At 62.2% G+C, this 16,693-nt stretch carries 17 protein-coding genes; 7 read left to right on the top strand and 10 right to left on the bottom strand.

The window, feature by feature from the left end; all coding sequences use genetic code 11:
* Window positions 1–57 precede the first annotated feature (57 nt).
* Window positions 58–792 (top strand): lytic transglycosylase domain-containing protein, encoded by a 735-nt coding sequence (locus FXV83_RS38465; protein ID WP_235940552.1) that lies wholly within the window; start codon window positions 58–60, stop codon window positions 790–792.
* Window positions 789–1,184 (top strand): hypothetical protein, encoded by a 396-nt coding sequence (locus FXV83_RS38470; protein ID WP_148745151.1) that lies wholly within the window; start codon window positions 789–791, stop codon window positions 1,182–1,184. Before FXV83_RS38465 ends, FXV83_RS38470 begins: the two co-directional genes overlap by 4 nt.
* A gap of 608 nt (window positions 1,185–1,792) precedes the next feature.
* Here FXV83_RS38470 and FXV83_RS38475 read toward each other — a convergent pair.
* Window positions 1,793–2,275 (bottom strand): hypothetical protein, encoded by a 483-nt coding sequence (locus tag FXV83_RS38475; protein WP_148745153.1) that lies wholly within the window; start codon window positions 2,273–2,275, stop codon window positions 1,793–1,795.
* A gap of 43 nt (window positions 2,276–2,318) precedes the next feature.
* Between FXV83_RS38475 and FXV83_RS38480 the strand changes: the two genes are divergently transcribed.
* The 3 genes from FXV83_RS38480 to FXV83_RS38490 all read left to right on the top strand — a co-directional run bounded on the left by FXV83_RS38480 (window position 2,319) and on the right by FXV83_RS38490 (window position 6,573).
* Window positions 2,319–4,046, top strand: coding sequence for a relaxase/mobilization nuclease domain-containing protein (locus tag FXV83_RS38480; RefSeq protein ID WP_148745155.1), 1,728 nt, complete (start codon window positions 2,319–2,321; stop codon window positions 4,044–4,046).
* A 92-nt stretch (window positions 4,047–4,138) separates the two neighbouring features.
* Window positions 4,139–6,115: a conjugal transfer protein TraG gene (locus FXV83_RS38485; RefSeq protein ID WP_148745157.1), complete on the top strand. Its 1,977-nt coding sequence runs from the start codon at window positions 4,139–4,141 to the stop codon at window positions 6,113–6,115.
* Window positions 6,116–6,123: 8 nt separating this feature from the next.
* Window positions 6,124–6,573, top strand: coding sequence for a CopG family transcriptional regulator (locus FXV83_RS38490; RefSeq protein ID WP_148745159.1), 450 nt, complete (start codon window positions 6,124–6,126; stop codon window positions 6,571–6,573).
* Window positions 6,574–6,713: 140 nt separating this feature from the next.
* Here FXV83_RS38490 and FXV83_RS38495 read toward each other — a convergent pair whose 3' ends face one another.
* The 9 genes from FXV83_RS38495 to FXV83_RS38540 all read right to left on the bottom strand — a co-directional run bounded on the left by FXV83_RS38495 (window position 6,714) and on the right by FXV83_RS38540 (window position 15,171).
* Window positions 6,714–7,661 (bottom strand): LysR family transcriptional regulator, encoded by a 948-nt coding sequence (locus FXV83_RS38495; RefSeq protein ID WP_148745161.1) that lies wholly within the window; start codon window positions 7,659–7,661, stop codon window positions 6,714–6,716.
* A gap of 953 nt (window positions 7,662–8,614) precedes the next feature.
* A complete protein-coding gene (locus FXV83_RS38505) occupies window positions 8,615–9,349 on the bottom strand; it encodes a DUF1045 domain-containing protein (protein WP_148745163.1) in 735 nt (244 codons plus the stop codon).
* Window positions 9,349–10,083, bottom strand: a complete 735-nt coding sequence (gene phnL, locus FXV83_RS38510) for a phosphonate C-P lyase system protein PhnL (RefSeq protein WP_148745165.1) — start codon at window positions 10,081–10,083, stop codon at window positions 9,349–9,351. Before phnL ends, FXV83_RS38505 begins: the two co-directional genes overlap by 1 nt.
* A gap of 15 nt (window positions 10,084–10,098) precedes the next feature.
* The gene (gene phnK / locus FXV83_RS38515) at window positions 10,099–10,878 is read right to left on the bottom strand and encodes a phosphonate C-P lyase system protein PhnK (protein ID WP_148745167.1); all 780 of its coding nucleotides are present in this window, start codon (window positions 10,876–10,878) and stop codon (window positions 10,099–10,101) included.
* The gene (locus tag FXV83_RS38520; protein WP_283811747.1) at window positions 10,875–11,741 is read right to left on the bottom strand and encodes an alpha-D-ribose 1-methylphosphonate 5-phosphate C-P-lyase PhnJ; all 867 of its coding nucleotides are present in this window, start codon (window positions 11,739–11,741) and stop codon (window positions 10,875–10,877) included. Before FXV83_RS38520 ends, phnK begins: the two co-directional genes overlap by 4 nt.
* On the bottom strand, window positions 11,731–12,915 hold the full coding sequence (locus FXV83_RS38525; RefSeq protein WP_148745171.1) for a carbon-phosphorus lyase complex subunit: 1,185 nt from the start codon (window positions 12,913–12,915) through the stop codon (window positions 11,731–11,733). Before FXV83_RS38525 ends, FXV83_RS38520 begins: the two co-directional genes overlap by 11 nt.
* The gene (phnH, locus tag FXV83_RS38530) at window positions 12,912–13,508 is read right to left on the bottom strand and encodes a phosphonate C-P lyase system protein PhnH (RefSeq protein WP_235940553.1); all 597 of its coding nucleotides are present in this window, start codon (window positions 13,506–13,508) and stop codon (window positions 12,912–12,914) included. Before phnH ends, FXV83_RS38525 begins: the two co-directional genes overlap by 4 nt.
* Complete coding sequence (gene phnG / locus FXV83_RS38535) at window positions 13,505–13,984, bottom strand: phosphonate C-P lyase system protein PhnG (RefSeq protein ID WP_283811748.1); 480 nt, start codon at window positions 13,982–13,984, stop codon at window positions 13,505–13,507. The genes phnH and phnG overlap by 4 nt, the downstream gene beginning before the upstream one ends.
* A 17-nt stretch (window positions 13,985–14,001) precedes the next feature.
* Entirely contained in the window at window positions 14,002–15,171 is a 1,170-nt protein-coding gene (locus tag FXV83_RS38540) for an alpha-D-ribose 1-methylphosphonate 5-triphosphate diphosphatase (protein WP_148745175.1), read from the bottom strand.
* A gap of 193 nt (window positions 15,172–15,364) precedes the next feature.
* Between FXV83_RS38540 and phnF the strand changes: the two genes are divergently transcribed.
* Both phnF and FXV83_RS38550 read left to right on the top strand, forming a co-directional pair.
* Window positions 15,365–16,111: a phosphonate metabolism transcriptional regulator PhnF gene (phnF, locus tag FXV83_RS38545; RefSeq protein WP_210250789.1), complete on the top strand. Its 747-nt coding sequence runs from the start codon at window positions 15,365–15,367 to the stop codon at window positions 16,109–16,111.
* Window positions 16,112–16,436: 325 nt separating this feature from the next.
* Window positions 16,437–16,693 (top strand): ATP-binding cassette domain-containing protein (locus tag FXV83_RS38550; RefSeq protein ID WP_148745179.1); only part of this gene is annotated, 257 nt, incomplete at its 3' end.

Below are 16,693 nucleotides of genomic sequence, written 5' to 3' on the forward strand. Positions count from 1 at the left end.
CCAGGGCGGTTGCGAGCCGGGCGCAGCAGCACTCCGTCGTTCCCGGCAGCGCGCACGATGCTGCGCGGGACCGTTGCTTGCGGTCTCGCAGTTCTGCTGACGCTCGGAACGCCACCGACCGGCGGAGCTGAAATTGCACGCCGCGTGCAAACACCGCTCTCGTCGAGCAGTAACTCGGTTGACGCGTACGCAGCGTTTATAACCGAAGCTTCCCATCGCTTTGCGATCCCGGAGCGTTGGGTCCACGCAGTAATACAGGTCGAGAGCGACTGGAACGCACGTGCGACGTCGCCCAAGGGAGCGCTGGGGTTGATGCAAATCATGCCGCAGACCTGGGTCGACTTAAGTGCTCGTTACGACCTCGGCGTCGATCCGTTTGACGTGCGCGACAACATCACGGCCGGTACGGCATACCTTCGCCAGATGCTTGACCGCTTCGGAACTGAAGGGTTCCTCGCGGCCTACAACGCCGGGCCGAAGCGATACGAAGAGCATTTGGCTGCCGGTCGCCCGCTTCCGGAAGAAACGCAAGCATACGTCGCTCAAGTCGCATCACTCATTGGCCTTGAGCAGCGCGTGCGCGTTACTGCAGTCGCCAGACATATCGTCGCGTGGCAGCAGGCGCCCATATTTGTACAGCGGCCCGGCAGTTCATCGGCTGGCCGCAAATCGGCATCCGATGTGCACTCAATGGAGGCGCCAAACGACACACCTACAGCGGCTCAATCTGCACTCGCACCTCACCCGACCGGCGTGTTTGTGCAGCGATTAAACGAAGCACAATCCCGATGACGGCCTCCGGATTGACGTCCCACGATCAAGCGACCGGCAAGTTGCCTATGGTGCAAACGTCTCACGTTGAGCAACGCGAGCCAGCGCATGGAATTCTTCTCGTGACTGGATGTCGGCATGAACGCGCCGGCCTTTACCTGGTGAACGACACGGGCAGGGTGGTCATGCAGATGTTGATCACACATCCGGATGTGATCAAACTGGCCCTGAAGCCGTATCTCGGACGGCTACGCCGGATCGAGCGCGACTCCGGCCTCTCGTCAACTTGCGTGCATCCCAACTTGCCCAAATTCGGCTTGTCGGCGATCTCCCTTGGGACGCTGCATGTGTGTTCGGCGACGAGCGCACAGTGCAACAAGAATGGCAAGATCGATGTGCTCGGCATTGCATAGCATAGCTCACTCGCACCGGCTGTTTGGCAAGACGCCTGCTAGGTGGAGCAGCCTGCTACCGACTGCGATCGTTGTTGAACCCACGCCGGAATTTGAAGCGCAAGTTCCCTTGTCGAGAACACGATCTTGCATTCGCCGAAGCCGTTCGCGTTTCAAGCGCGCGGAGAAGGACCCTCCATGTGGGATGGCTGGCGATACCATGCGCTCCTTGCAACGCCAAGCCAGCGTGGTGGTCGCGCCCAGGCTAGCCGTGATCACACATACGGTGCGGGCCACGGCGCCATTTGCTGCAGCAACTGAGCATCATCCCCGGCGCGCTTGAGCGCATTTCGCGCGGACGTGAAGCGCAAGCTGCTCGGGGCAAACGCATGAACAGAACAGCGGATTTGCAAATCAATGGCGAGATCAGCGCAACACCTGAACGTGGAGTCCACCATTCTGGTGCTGACTTGGTGCCGGCGGCAAACCCGCGCCACCCTGACGCTGCCCCTTGCGGAATCTTCCGTTTTATTCGTCGTCGAACCGGTGCCTGGTTGACCTCTGTCCTCCGCTTGCGGTGCCTGCGCCCAATTAGCAGCGCTGCTTAGTTGAGCCCGGATACTCGCAGATCAATGACACATCGAGTGCAAGACATTGAATATCGAGCTCCGCCACAGCGGAATAGAGTTGGTCAGATGAATCAGGACCGGATACACGCGGACCTGCCTATTGCCATGCAGCTCGATTGCAAGCTCGACGACGCCGGACCGCCCGTGATGCGACCTGGTCGATCCGGTCGAAAGATGCGCCGCGGCGGCCTCCGTGCTGCTTTGCTGCAGCGACATCATCCCGTCGATGACTGCGAAACACTGCATGGCCCGTCGGGAATGGCTGGTGTCGAAGAGCCGGAAGCCGTGGCGCACATCAGAGCGCCTTGTCGCAGCACAAGAGACGTTAGACGATGGGTGAGATGGTGCGACAGTGAAGCCAGCCGACGATGGCAGGGTAAAAGCCGCAAGGTGCGGCCGGTCGGTCGGGGCAGGAATCAGCAGAAAATTCAAATCACGCTGCAAACATTGCCAATGTCCAGCAAACTTTGCGACTTTCGGCAACGCGCTATTTTCGTTCAGCTTTCGACACCCTGCGGAGCGGACGATGGCCGGTAACGATGATTTCCGCATCCGTCCCGGCCGCATCCGCTCGTCGCGCCCGGCTCGGACAAAACCGTTCCTGGCGCAGGCTCTCAAAGCTGCGCAGAAGGCCGGCGGCCTCTCACGTGGTGGCCGCAGCTATGGCAGCACGTTTGGGCGTGGCCGCGCGGCGAGCCTTGCCGCGACCCGGCTCCTCAACAACCGTGCCCGCAGCGCCATCGTCAAGGCGCGTGTTGTGCGCCGGATGCGTTCGCCAGGCGCGCTGCGTGCCCATATCGGCTATCTCCAGCGCGACGGCGTCACCCGCGACGGAGCGCCCGGCAAGCTCTTTGACGCCGCAGGCGATGAGGCCGACGGCCGCGCCTTCGCCGAGCGCTGCGAGGACGATCGGCATCATTTCCGATTCATCGTCTCGCCCGATGATGCCACTGAGCTGGAAAGCTTACGAACCTTCACCCGCGAACTGATGGATCAGGCTTCGCGCGACCTTGGCACCAAACTCGAGTGGGTGGCGGTTGATCATTGGAACACGGAGCACCCGCATATCCACGTCCTCGTGAGGGGCCGTGGCGATGACGGCAAGGACCTTGTCATCAGCCGGGACTATATCTCGAGGGGCTTGCGCGCCCGTGCTGGGGATCTCGTCACGCGTGAACTCGGCCCGCGATCAGAGCTGGAGATCCGCCAAAACCTGGACAGGGAAGTGACGGCTGAACGTTGGACCAGGCTCGATCGGGTGCTGGCCCGGGAAGCAGGGGCGGCGGACGGGGTCATTGATCTCCGGCCGGACCGGGAATTCGCGCGCGACCCGTTACGTGAGATCCGGATCGGAAGGATGCGCAACCTCGAGCGGCTGGGCCTGGCCGAGCCGGCCGGGCCGGCGCGCTGGGTGCTGGCGGCTGACGCGGAGCAGCGCCTGCGAGAGCTCGGGGAGCGCGGCGATATCATCAAGCGGCTGCACAAGAGCCTCACGAAGGATGGCGCCGCACGCGCACCGTCATCCTGGGCACTCGAAGGCGAACGCCATGGCGAACCCGTGATCGGCCGCCTTATCGCACGTGGGCTTGACGATGAGCTCAGGGGCACGGCCTTCGCGGTGGTCGATGGGATCGATGGGCGCGTTCATCACCTGAAGCTGCCGGACGTCGAAGCGGCTGGCGACGGGCCTATCGGTGGCATCATGGAGCTGCGGCGGTTCGAGGATACGAGGGGCCGGCAGCGGATCGCGCTGGCTGTCCGCTCAGACCTCAATCTTGACCAGCAGGTGACGGCGGATGGGGCGACCTGGCTCGACCGGCGCCTAGTCGCTCGTGAAGGCGCCGATTTCTCTCGTGCCGGTTTCGGCGCCGAAGTCCGCGCCGCGCTCGACCACAGGATCGACGCCCTCGTAGAGAAGGGCCTCGCCAGCCGGGATGGCGACAAGGTCACACTCGGTCGCAACCTGATTGGCACCCTGCGCAACCGCGAGCTCGAGACCGTGGGGCGGCGCTTGGCCTCCGAAACCGGGCTGGCGCATTTGCCCGCGGAGGCAGGAGAGTCCGTTTCGGGGGTTTACAGCCGGAGGCTATCGCTCGCCTCCGGCCGCTTCGCCATGATCGACAACGGCCTCGGTTTCCAGCTCGTGCCCTGGTTACCATCGCTGGAGCGTGAACTGGGCAGGCAGGTGAGCGGCATTGCCGGTCCCGGCGGGGTGGATTGGAGTTTCGGCCGCAAGCGCGACCTCTCGCTCTGACCCGCCGATCTCCGCGCCAACCTGCGCGCGACTACGATGCCGAGCGGATCGCCGTTGCGCCAGCAGCTGGCGTTGCCGCATTGCCTTGGTCCATGTCCGCGACAAAGATTGTCTGGAGCCAACTGATCGTCGTCTCGCTGGTCGTGCTCGCCTTCCTCTGGGCAGCGACCGAATGGACGGCCTGGCGTCTGGCCTTCCAGCCGCAGCTCGGGCCCGCCTGGTTCATGATCGGGCACTGGCCAATCTATCAGCCGGCCGCGTTTTTCATCTGGTGGTTCAAGTTCGATGCCTACGCGCCCGTCATCTTCATGCAGGGCGCATGCATCGCGGCTGGAGGCGGAATAGCAGCCGTTGGCGTTGCCATCTTCCTCTCGGTCTGGCGGGCCAAGGAAGCGCAGCACGTCACGACCTATGGCTCGGCGCAATGGGCGGATGCGCGGGAGATTCGGCGTGCTGGGCTTCTTGGTCCCGACGGCGCCGTGCTCGGCCGCTTTGGCCGCAACTATTTGCGGCACAACGGTCCGGAACATGTGCTGTGCTTTGCTCCGACGCGCTCGGGCAAGGGCGTCGGCCTTGTCATTCCGACACTTCTGACCTGGCCGAGTTCCACCATCGTCCACGACATCAAGGGCGAGAACTTCCAGCTGACATCGGGCTGGCGCGCCCGCTTTGGCCCGGTGCTCCTGTTCGATCCGACCAATCCGGCAAGTGCCGCGTACAATCCGCTGCTCGAGATCCGCAAGGGCGACTGCGAGGTGCGGGACGCACAGAACATCGCCGACATCCTCGTGGACCCGGAAGGAGCGCTCGAGCGCCGCAATCATTGGGAGAAGACCAGCCACTCCCTGCTCGTCGGCGCGATCCTGCATGTCCTCTACGCGGAAGCCGATAAGACGCTCGCCGGCGTTGCCAACTTCCTGTCCGACCCGTTGCGGCCAATCGAAGCGACGCTGAATGCGATGCTGGCAACGCCGCATCTGGGAAAGAGGGTTCATCCCGTGGTCGCTTCGGCGGCGCGAGAACTCCTGAACAAAAGCGAAAACGAACGTTCCGGCGTGCTATCGACGACGATGAGCTTCCTGGGGCTCTATCGCGATCCGGTGGTCGCTAGGGTCACCGGCCGATGTGATTGGCGCATCCGAGATCTCGTGGACGGACCCCGACCCATCTCGCTCTATTTGGTGGTGCCGCCCTCCGATATCGCCCGCACCAAGCCCTTGATGCGGCTTGTGCTCAACCAGGTCGGCCGACGCTTGACCGAAAGCCTCGACACCAACCGCCGGCGGCAGCAGCTGCTCCTCATGCTCGATGAGTTCGCAGCACTTGGCCGGCTCGACTTCTTTGAGAGCCAGCTCGCCTTTATGGCAGGTTACGGCATCCGCAGCTTCCTGATCACCCAGAGCCTGAACCAGCTCGAACGCGCCTATGGGCCGAACCACGCGATCCTCGACAATTGCCATATCCGGATCGCGTTCTCGACCAACGATGAGCGCACCGCCAAGCGGGTGTCGGACGCGCTCGGAACCGCGACCGAGATGCGGGCGATGAAGAACTACGCCGGGCATCGCCTCTCGCCCTGGCTCGGCCACCTGATGGTAAGCCGCCAGGAGACCTCCCGGCCGCTGCTTACGCCCGGGGAAGTCATGCAGCTCTCGCCCGATGAGGCGGTCGTGATGGTCTCGGGCGTGCACCCAGTGCGCGCCCGCAAGGTTCGGTACTACGAGGATCCGCAATTCCAAAGCCGGATATTGAAACCGTCGGGCGCAGGTCCAGCCGTACCGATCGCTCTGCCGGATGAGTGGTCGGGCCAAACGCCGATTCCGCCCTCCGTCGAGCTTCTCGCGACCTTAAAGCACAGAGCCCGGGATACGAATGGCGGTATTCGCCGCGAACCCGAACTGCCGCAACATGAGGAAGTGGTGATCAGCGCCCCGCTTGCCGAAAACGAGTTCGACACCGCCCCCGACGATGGCGACGCCGACGTCGTCCAGGCGCAGGCCATGAGGCGCTCGATGCGGGGTCTTGCACGTTCTGTCAGCCTCGACCCTGACGACAAAATGGGGCTTTGAGCGTCGCCATGAAAAAGGTCCAGCTGAGCATCTACCTCGATCGAGGTATCTTCGGCAGCCTCGAGGCTCTGGCAAAACGTCACAGCAAGCCCAAGTCTCTGGTCGCCGAGGCCGCGATCTCTTCATTCCTCTCGCCGGACGACTCCGACCGGCGGGAGGCGGCCATAGCCAAGCGGCTCGACCGCATCGTACGCATGCTGGAACGACTCGAACGGAATGACAGCGTCACGCTGGAGACGATCGCATTGTTCGTCCGCTTCTGGCTGACGTCTACCCCCGCCTTGCCCGAGCAGTCGAGCCCAGCCGCGCGTGCCAAGGGCGGTGAGCGCTACGACCGCTTTGTCGAAGCTCTGGGGCGACGACTTTCTAGTGGATCGACGGTACTTAAGGAAGTGAGCATGGAATCAAGCGATCCTGGGAGTACTACGCCAGTCACAGGCGATCCCGGCTCTCATTGATCGACCGACCATCCTTTCTTTTCCTACGCCAGAACTCGAGCGCCGTCTCCTGTCGCTTGATATCGTTGCGCTGCTGCCTTTCTGTCGCCGTCACTACTCATCAATCCATGCGGAGCGTCGGTGTTGCGGCCCCAGACGGATCAGGACGGTGATGGATAGCGTTGTTTCAGTAACTTCAAGAAATTTGCCAGCGCTGGACTTTCATTGTCTGCTCGCCAGTTCACAGAGAGCCCGATTCGTGTCAAACCAGCGCTATCCTGAATTTCTCTGTAAACGACGCCGTCGCAGCTCGTGCCAAGGGAGGATTCGAGTGTGAGCCCAATACCTGGACGCGCGCCAACCAGGCTTTTGATACTTTCTCGGGTTGCATCGTGCCATGCGATTTTAGGTCGATCTTCTGGCGAAATGAGCTTTGCGATGAGACACTCGTGAATTGCAGGTCCGGGATCTCTGCGACCCAGCAAGAGAGTCTCGCCGCTGAGATCTGTCCACGTAACGGTTTGGCTTTCGACCAATCTGTGGTTCTCGGGTAAGACAGCCACAATGCGTTCGCTCCAGAGCGGCATCGACTTCGCTCCAGGCAGAGCTCGTTCGCCGGTCACAATTGCGGCGTCGACGGCCCTGTTGCGCAAGGCCGTCGTGAGACGGTCCCTCGAACGCTCAATCATTTCGATGTCGACCTGCGGAAATTGCTGCGTGTACTCGACAAGCGTCGCGCGAAGATTGCCAGCGCCAATGGACGTGTAGAAGCCGATAGAAAGTCGGCCAGATTCACCACGTCCGGTCATCCGCCCCGAGTTTACCAAACTGTCGGCCTGCTCCAGGATGCCTCTTGCGACGCGCAGGAATGTCTGTCCGAACTGAGTCGCCCGAACACCCCCGCTGTATCGGTCGAACACGCGAGTGCCAATCGTCTGTTCAAGCTGACGAACGCAGCGGCTCACCGTCACTTGTTGAACCTTCATCGTCTCCGCCACACCTCGAAAACTGCCGTGATCCGCGGCCGCAACGGCGTAACGCAGTTGCTGAAGGTGGATTGTACTGTTCTTCCTTGGTGTGTTGAGGTTGCGTTTTGCAGCGCGCGCCATCTCTTGCTCGTGATGTCTGTGTCTTAAATGATCCATGCTGGTTTGGCTGCACGCCCGGACGATTGCGTGCCGCTCACGGCGAAATCAGGAGAAAACACCCCGATCGCTGCTCATGCTGGCCACAGTCCGTCAACTCTCCTGGCCGGCTGCTCGGTCTGACGACTAAGACGGACCGACGGCTGACGCCACAGTCGGAATCCTATTGGTGTCCCTCAAGCGGAAGCGAAACCGGCCGCGCACCTACGAATATAGGCCCAAAACACCGGCTGACTGGTCTCCATATCCTTGACGAATCCGATGAAGCTTCGTGATGGCGAGCACTCTTAAAGTTCTACTTACTTCCTCCTGATCCCTGCACGGCGTTGTCCGCATGATTCCAGTCAGGACACTTTTCGTGATCGCGCCTGACTTCGTAGGTGCGCAGCGCATCGATGAACCGATCACCGGCGACGTTCACGGAACCGGCGTTCTCTATGTGCAGCACGTCATTTCCTCCGATCGGCCCCATTACGCTTCGCTCAAGGCGTCGCTTCAACAAAGGTTCACTTTCCCGTCCGCGTCCCCTCCAAGCGCTTGGACAAGACCGCAACGGGTGCAGTGACATTGACGACACGTAGTTGCGCATAGCGCTGACGGGCCAATGGCCCGGGAGCCATTCGCGATCACGACGGCGCCGCAATCAAGCTGGTCCTCGACTGTCGCAGGAATCCCGTAGAAAAGCCCATGCGCCTGCCAGTGCAGGGCGAACGCGCCGGCGCGGCGTTGGAATTCTTCGATATCGACAGATTCGTGATCCTCGCCGACGGATGGAGGCCTGGTGATAACCCGACGGGCGAAATGAAAGCTTGGATCGGACCGCAACTGCGCGCGCGCATAATCGATCAGGGTATCCTTGCCCGCACCGCTGGGGCCAACGACGAGAATCAGGTGGGCCACGCGCAGAGGACATGGGCTCATACCGCCTCCTTGAGGAGGCTACGGCTCCTCAAGGCAAACTGGGATCGCACGACAAAATCAGCGTCGGAATGTTCCTGAGCAAAGAGGGAAAGGGCGTCGATGCTGTAATCTTCGAGGAGCAAAGGTACGAAGACCGCATCCAACTCCTGCCGTACTTCGGCCTGACTATCAGCAGGAATACGATCGGTTAGGGTCATGTGGAAGCGGAAGCGATCGAAAACGTACGGGTAGCCCCATCGCGCAAGATGAGTGGTCTCGATGTCGTCAAGCGGACTGCATAAACGTCGTTGAAACTCGCCCGGACTCAGCGGCGCTCGAAAGCGGTCGAACTCTTCTACGATGCACGAGGCAAAGCCGTGCAAAGTGGGAATCGGACTCACAGGAACCAGCGCAAAAAAACCACCCAGCAGATCGACTTTCAGAGGACCGATTGGGCATGAAGGCCAAGCTGTTACGAACGTGCGAAGCGCCCGCTCCAGCTCCTCAACCGAACACCCCTCTTTCAGCCGGAAGGGCGCTTTGAGCGTCGCGTGGAAGCCATAGCGGCTCGCCGCGGTGGTCCGTGCGCGGCGAGCCGAGTTCGTACCAGTGTCAGCGAGTCCAGCGGACGCAGTGGACGAGCTCCCAGCAAACGCATCGCGTCCGAGCCAGGCTCTCGCCGCCACCGTCAGCGGGTGTTCCGGCGCCGGAGTGTAGTAGATCGCATAGCGGGGCGAGGACGCTTCGGGCATTATGCGACAGGTTCTACCGCTGTAATATTGCGCCGAGACTTGCGAACGGACGACTGGGCCACTTTGAACAGGCGGTCGGCCACAGCCTCACGCACCTCCTCATCATGGAAAATGCCGACGATGGCAGCCCCACGCGCCTTGGCCTCTTTGATCAGTTCGACCACGCTCTGGCGGTTGGCGGCGTCGAGCGAGGCTGTCGGTTCATCGAGTAGCAGGACCGGGTAGTCGACCATGAAGCCGCGAGCGATGTTGACGCGCTGCTGCTCGCCCCCCGAGAATGTGGCGGGCGCCAGCGACCAGAGCCGCTTGGGGATGTTGAGGCGGGCAAGCAGCGCCTTCGCCTTCGCATGCGCTTCGTCCGCCGGAATACCAATGGTGGTCGCCGGTTCGGTGACGATGTCGATGGTGGCGACGCGAGGGATGACCCGGAGAAATTGGCTGACATAGCCGATCGTGCGGCGCCGCACCTCGACCACTTCCCAAGGCTCGGCGTTGACGAGGTCGATCGATTCGTCGCCATGTTGCACGATGATGTGCCCAGCGTCCGGCTTATAGTTGGCATACAGCGATCGCAGCAACGTCGACTTGCCGGCCCCGGAGGGGCCATGCAGGCAGATGCACTCTCCCGCGCGGACCTCAAGTGAGATGTCGTCAAAGACGCCGATCTCTGCGCCGCCCTGGGTATGAAGCGTGAAGGTCTTGGAAAGGCCGCCAACGCTGATGAGGATGATCATGACCGGTGCCTTTCCTTAGACCTGCAGCACGGATGAGACGAGCAGTTGCGTATAGGGGTGGTGAGGATCATCCAGCACTTGGTCGGTGAGTCCCTCCTCGATGACGCGCCCGCGCTGCATCACCATCAACCGGTCGGCGAGCAGACGCGCCACGCCGATATCGTGGGTGACGACAACAACGGCAATGCCAAGTTCGCGAACGAGGCCACGCAGCAGGTCAAGCAGCTTTGCCTGGACGGAGACATCGAGGCCGCCGGTCGGCTCGTCCATCAGCACGAGGCGTGGGTGGGTAGCGAGGCCCCGGGCGATCTGAAGCCGTTGTTGCATGCCGCCGGAGAAGATCTCGGGCAGGTCGTCGATGCGCCACCCCTCGATATCGACCTTCTCAAGCCATTCCAGCGCCGTCGCACGTAAGGAGCCGTAGTGGCGGCCGCCGGCGGCCATCAGAGGCTCGGCAATATTGCCTCCGGCGCTGATATCGAGGCGCAATCCATCACGCGGATTTTGGTGGATAAGTGAGGCCGTCGTCGGCAGGAATTGCTCGCGCGAGGCTTCGTCCATTGCCCAGATATCGACGACATGATCATCGGAGGCAACCAGCACTTTGCCCTCATCCGGCTGGATGCGGCCCGCAAGGCAGCGGAGCAGCGTCGATTTACCCGAGCCGCTCTCTCCAACAATGCCGAGAACCTCACCCTGACGGAGCGAGAACGATACCGTACTGCAAGCCGGAACACGCCCGAAAGTCTTGGAAAGACGCTCCACCCGGAGAATTTCCCTCGCTCTCGGTTTCATGACTCAGTCCTTTCGCCGCGCCGCTCGGCGCAATAGGCGGTATCCGAACATACAAAGGCCCGCCTACCGCCATCGTCGAGCAGGATTTCGTCGAGATAGCTGTCCTGCGCGCCGCAAGCCGAACAACACGCCTCGAAGCGCTGCACCGTGAAGGGGTAGTCGGCGAAATCGAGGCTTTTGACCTCTGTGAAAGGTGGGATGGCGTGAATTCGTCGCTCTCGCCCCGCACCGAAAAGCGCAAGCGCGCGGCTGCGATGAAGTTTTGGATTATCGAATTTCGGGATCGGCGATGGCGAGGCAAGATAGCGCCCGTTGACCACGACCGGATAGTCGCTCGACATGGCGATGTGGCCAAGCCGAGAAATATCCTCGTAGAGACGCACGTACATTACGCCGTAGCGCGCAAAGGCATGGATCTTCCGGGCGACCGCTTCCTCCGTAATAAAGCGGCGCAAAGGCTCTGGCTGCGGTTGCTGGAAGACGATGATCTGATCTTCGGTGAGTGCTCGCTCGGGAATCCGGTGGCGCGTCTGGATGATCGTCGCCTCGCCAGTGCGCTCAGTCGTGGCGACACCGGAGACCTCGGCGAAGAATCGCCTTATGGAGACGGCATTGGTAGTGTCATCGGCGCCCTGGTCAATCACCTTCAGCCGGTCGTCCCGGCCGAGAAGGCTCGCCGTCACTTGGAGGCCGCCAGTGCCCCAGCCGGGGGGAAGCGGCATCTCGCGGCTGCCGAACGGCACCTGGTAGCCGGGCACGGCCACCGCCTTCAGGATTGCCCGCCGGATCATCCGTTTCGTCATCTCATCGAGATAGGCGAAGCTGTAGACGTCGTCGTCGTCAAATGCGAGGTCAGTCTCCACCCTGCGCCTCCATGATCGGGGCCAACCCGGCGACGGGTTTGAGGCCGGGGTCTGCATGCCGTTCCGCGTAGTCCGCCCGCATCTGGCCGAGCAACTGCAGCTCGGCCTGAAAATCGACGTAGTGGGGCAGCTTCAGGTGCTGCACCAGGCCAGAGGCCGCAACGCTGTCTGAATGGGAGAGGACGAATTCGTCATCCTGTGCTGGATAGGCGACCGTTTCGCCCAGTTCGGCTGATCGCAGCGCCCGGTCGAGCATCGCCATCGAGATCGCCTTGCGTTCGCCATGACCGAACACGAGGCCATAGCCCCGCGTATAACGGGGGGGCAGCGAGCCGTCGCGGGTGGTCAGATGTACTGTCTGGCATTCGGTCAGACGGATGGCGCCGATGCCGACCGATATGTCGAGTTCGGGGATGCTTAGGACTACCGTCACGTCACCGTAGCGCAGTTCGGCGATGAAGGGATGGCTGCGCCCATAGCCCCGCATAGTCGAATAGCAAAGCCCCATCAGGAATCCCTCGTCACCCCGGGCAAGACTCTGCAGCCGCTGGTCCCGTCTGGACGGAAACACCACGGGGTCGCGAGTGATGTCAGCGACCTTTCCTTCTTCATCCGGCCGGGCGTTCTCCACGATCTCGGCCCGCGCAAGCACACCGCAGTCTCTCGTCAAGGCACAGGCCGCCGCGTCAAGCATACAATCTCGGTTGCGCCCCTCGTTTTTCTCCGCTCCCTCGCCGTCGAGATCGGAGAGATCGTCACTTCCCGCTTCTCCCATCAGGGCGACATCGAGGATGCGGTGGGTATAGTCGTAGGTCGGCCCGAGGAGCTGGCCGCCCGGCACGTCCTTGTGGGTCGTCGCGATCCGCCGGCGCACCACCATTGCCGACGTGTCAACCGGTTTGGCATGCCCGAAACGGGTGAGCGTTGTCCGGAAGGCGCGCAATAGGTAGATCGCCTCAGTGAGGTCGCCTTCGGCCTGCTTGATCGCCAGCGCCGCCAATCCCGGGTCATAGAGCGAGCCCTCGCTCATCACGCGGTCAACAGCGAGCGACAATTGCTCGCGGATTTGGTCGACGCTTAGATCGACAATCGCCGGGTTGCCGCGCCGGCGCTTGGCAAGCAGACGGTGCGAGGCGGCAATGGCGGCTTCACCGCCCTTGATCGAGGTGATCATGGTGCCTCAACCTTGGTGGAACGCGGGAGGCCGATGACGATGCGGTCATCGGTGAGGAAGATGTCGACGCCGAGCGGATAGCGCGCGGCGTTCTCATGCCAGGCCTGCCAGAACCAGCCCGGCAGGCCGCGGGGTGCGAGGCTTGCGGTGGTCTCGATCCCAGGCCCAGAGAGGCGGACGGAGGGCCCGCCAGTGAGTGCGGGCAACTGGAGGATCAGCGTTGTGGACCGGTCGGGGTAGGCGGCCTCGCCCGGATGGAATTCGTTGAGCCCCGGCAGCCGGCCGGCATCACCGATCAGGGCGATGGCTGCGGCCTTCGGATCGGCAATCTGCGGCGCGTTTGTATGAAAATGAAGGTAGCGCCGGACCGGCTCAGTCGACAGCGCCGGGTCAAGCCAGATCGGGCAATCGGCGTCGGCGAGCGTAAGAGCGATCGCGGCGAGCGGCCCGCCCATCGGCGCCGGCGGCTGCGCAGGGCCGGTAAGCGAAACGGGGGTGCCGGGTCGTGAGAGTGCCTTCAGGAGCCGGCGGAAGGCCGACTGCGAGTCGTGAACGGGATCGCGGAAGGCGGGCGGTATCAGATCAGCCGTCATTCGCCGCTGGCCTCCCGCCCCAGCATGAAGAAATCGACCTTGCTCTGTTGAGCCTCGCGCCGGACCGCTTCCTCCTCTACGTGCACGCAACGCCTGAGCGCGGCGATGATCGCGGTGATCGTGCCAGTCGCTTTGACTTGGTCGCGTTGAATCAGCCCGTCGAATAGCGCAGCAAGTGCGGCGTGGCGCTTGTTGCGACCGAGCACATAGGCGATGCCGATCTCGCCCGTCTCGATCTGAACTGTGCAACGCGTTACCGTTGCCTCCCCAACATTGAAGACCGCGCCAGTGCGCCCAACCGCTCCCTGGAGCATGACGGCGCCATATTCCGGCCGACGAATCCATTGAAACTTAGGACGTACGATCGTCGCCCAGTGTCGCTCCAGTTCGGAGAGCGGCGCCTTCGCGAGCAAGGTTATCCAATCTTGACGGTTGCATTGATCGCCTGGAGCGATGTGCGTCGGGGATATATCCACTTCTCTCTCACCCCGCGTCAGAGCACCTGCCGGCCGGCCGTCCAAACCGCGCGGACAATCGGACCGGCCCGGTCAGCGACGCGGACGAGATCGGCACGCTTGCCCGTCGCGATCTCGCCACGATCGGCGAGCCCGAAGGCCTCTGCCGGGCGCAAGCTTCCAAGCGCCACCGCCTCCGCAAGAGTCGGCCCGTCGGACTGACCTGCCAGGTACCAGATCGCGCGTAAGATGCTCGCGGGAATATAATCCGAGCTGATGATGTCGATGAGCCCGTTCTGCGCCAACTCCCTCACCGATACATTGCCGATGTGGGAGCGTCCTGCGACGAGGTTGGGACCGCCGACGATAATCGTCATGCCGGCGGCGCGGGCCGCCTTTGCCGCCGCCAACGTGATTGGGAATTCAGAGATCGCGAGGCCGTAGGTCACCGCTTCCGCGATCTGAGCGGCCGTGGTGTCGTCATGGCTTGCGAAGGGCAGCCCCCGTGCACGACAGTGCGCCACCAAGCGACGTCGATTGTCTTCGGTACAGTCCGCTGTGCTGGCCACGGCGGTGATCGCCGCCTCGATTTCTACCTCAGGCGTATTCTTCCGCCGTTCAAGATAGCGGAAGCGGTTTGGGTCCCGGCGTGGGCTATCATCCATGATTGTCACGAATCGAAGTTCGGGATGATCGGCATGGGCGAGGAAGAGGTCTACAAGTTTGGGCTCGCGGGCATCGCAGCGAAGATGGAGCAGGTGGTCGGCCCTAAGCAGCCCGTGCCGGCGTGCCTCGCCGAGGCCCTCCAGCATTATCGGCAACAGCCGCCGCCGCTCTGGATTACCCATCGCCCCGACGATGAGCGAATCGAACACGGTCGTGGTGCCGGCGGCGCAGAGCTGGATGTCGTGGGCGACCGCAGCGGCGAGGGGATCCCACGTCACGCCGGCGCGGGGCAGAATCTGCTTTTCGAGGTGGTCGGTGTGAACGTCGATCAAGCCAGGCAACAGGTGGTCGCCGTCAACATCGAGCGCGCCCGAGGCGGTCGTCAGGCCGGTAGAAATGTCGGCAATCATTCCATCGACAATCTGAACCGTTCCGTTGAAACACTCCGATCGGGTCACGATCTTCGCATTCGTCAAAACAACTTCGCAAAATCGAGTGGCGTTTTGCCGCCTTCGAATTGGAGAATTTGCCGATTGACCCATCGGAGGGCGCCTCTTTCCTGTCTTTGAACTGCTTGGGTTCTATCAGCTATCAAAGAGGCGACGAGAGACAGCTCAATGACAAATCATGTCACTTTGACGGACTTGTACCCTTGTCTTCAAATAGAGCGGCTATGCCCGTGATAATCTTGCCTGGCCACGAAGCGGGCTGCGAGGGCTGAACGTGCGAGATCCGATGCCATCTGCGAATGACGAGACGCTGCAACAGCGGCGTGGCGTAACCTCACGCTGGCGCCTGATCGAGCGGGTAATCGAACAAGAGATTCGCGCAGGGACATGGAGGCCTGGCGCCCGGTTGCCAGCGGAACTCGAACTCGCCGCCCGTTTCGAGGTCCACCGCAAGACGATTCGTCACGCGCTCTCCTCTCTGAGAGAGCGCAATCTCTTGAGAATCGAGCAGGGGCGCGGGGCCTTCGTCAAGGAACGGCTGGTGCGGCATCACATCGATCCGACGTCGCGCCTCAGTACGGCTTTGCGCGACATCCATCGGATCGGCGAAAGGCGCGTTCTCGGTTTCAGCCGGGTTCGGGTTGAAAGGGACCTCGGTCGCGACCTCAGGCTCGACCGCAACCATTTCGCCCGCAAGGTGGACACGATCACGATGGTGGACGGCCTCGCCATCGCCGTCGCATCCAGCTATTTTCCGTTGCCGCGCTTCGAACGCATTGAGCAAATCATCGTTGAAACCGGCAGTTTCACGCAGGCCTGGCGCAGATTCGGCGTGACAACCTACAAGCGCCACGAAACCAGGATTTCGGCAATCGCACTCTCCAAGGCCGATTCGGCGTCGCTCGGGCTGCCACAGCGCCAGCCAATGATCCTGGTGACCAACGTCAATGTCGACGCCGCTGGCGTTCCCATTGTGCTGTCGAGGGTGCGCGTCGCCCCCCAGCACATGGATTTGGTCTTCAACTTCGACTAGCTCGTCTCGTCCGTCTCGTCCTTCTATCAGGGCAGAGTTGTGACGCGCCGCGCTCTCTCCCCGGGCGGTGCCGACATGGTACGCACCGTACCATCCTGGCCGATACGGTGGTAAAGGTTATATCTTTGCCCGTCATCCGGCCCGCATCCGGCTTCTGAACGCACTCTAGCTCGCTCTAGATCGGGCCGCTCTAGGTCCGTCGAAATGGGTATGATTGGCGCAATGGTCCCGGTTCTGTCAGCGCGGCTTCATCCTCGCCCGGTAGAGATCCCTAGAGGCGCCTCGGCGAGAGGAGGGCCAAACCTCGCTGGAAAGACTTTGGCAGATGAGTGACATCCACCTCCATCACATCACCAAATCCTTCGGTCCGACGCCCGTGCTTCGCGGCGTTTCGCTCGCGATCGAAGATGGGGAGTTTGTGGCGCTGCTGGGCCCGTCGGGATGCGGTAAGTCGACGCTTCTCAGAATTCTGGCAGGGTTGGAAGTGCAGGATAGCGGCTCGGTGAAAATCGGCGGGCGCATGGTCGATGGCGTGCGGCCGAAGCTTCGTGATGTCGCCATGGTGTTCCAGTCCTACGCGCT

Source organism: Bradyrhizobium hipponense, from assembly GCF_008123965.1.
GTDB lineage: Bacteria > Pseudomonadota > Alphaproteobacteria > Rhizobiales > Xanthobacteraceae > Bradyrhizobium > Bradyrhizobium hipponense.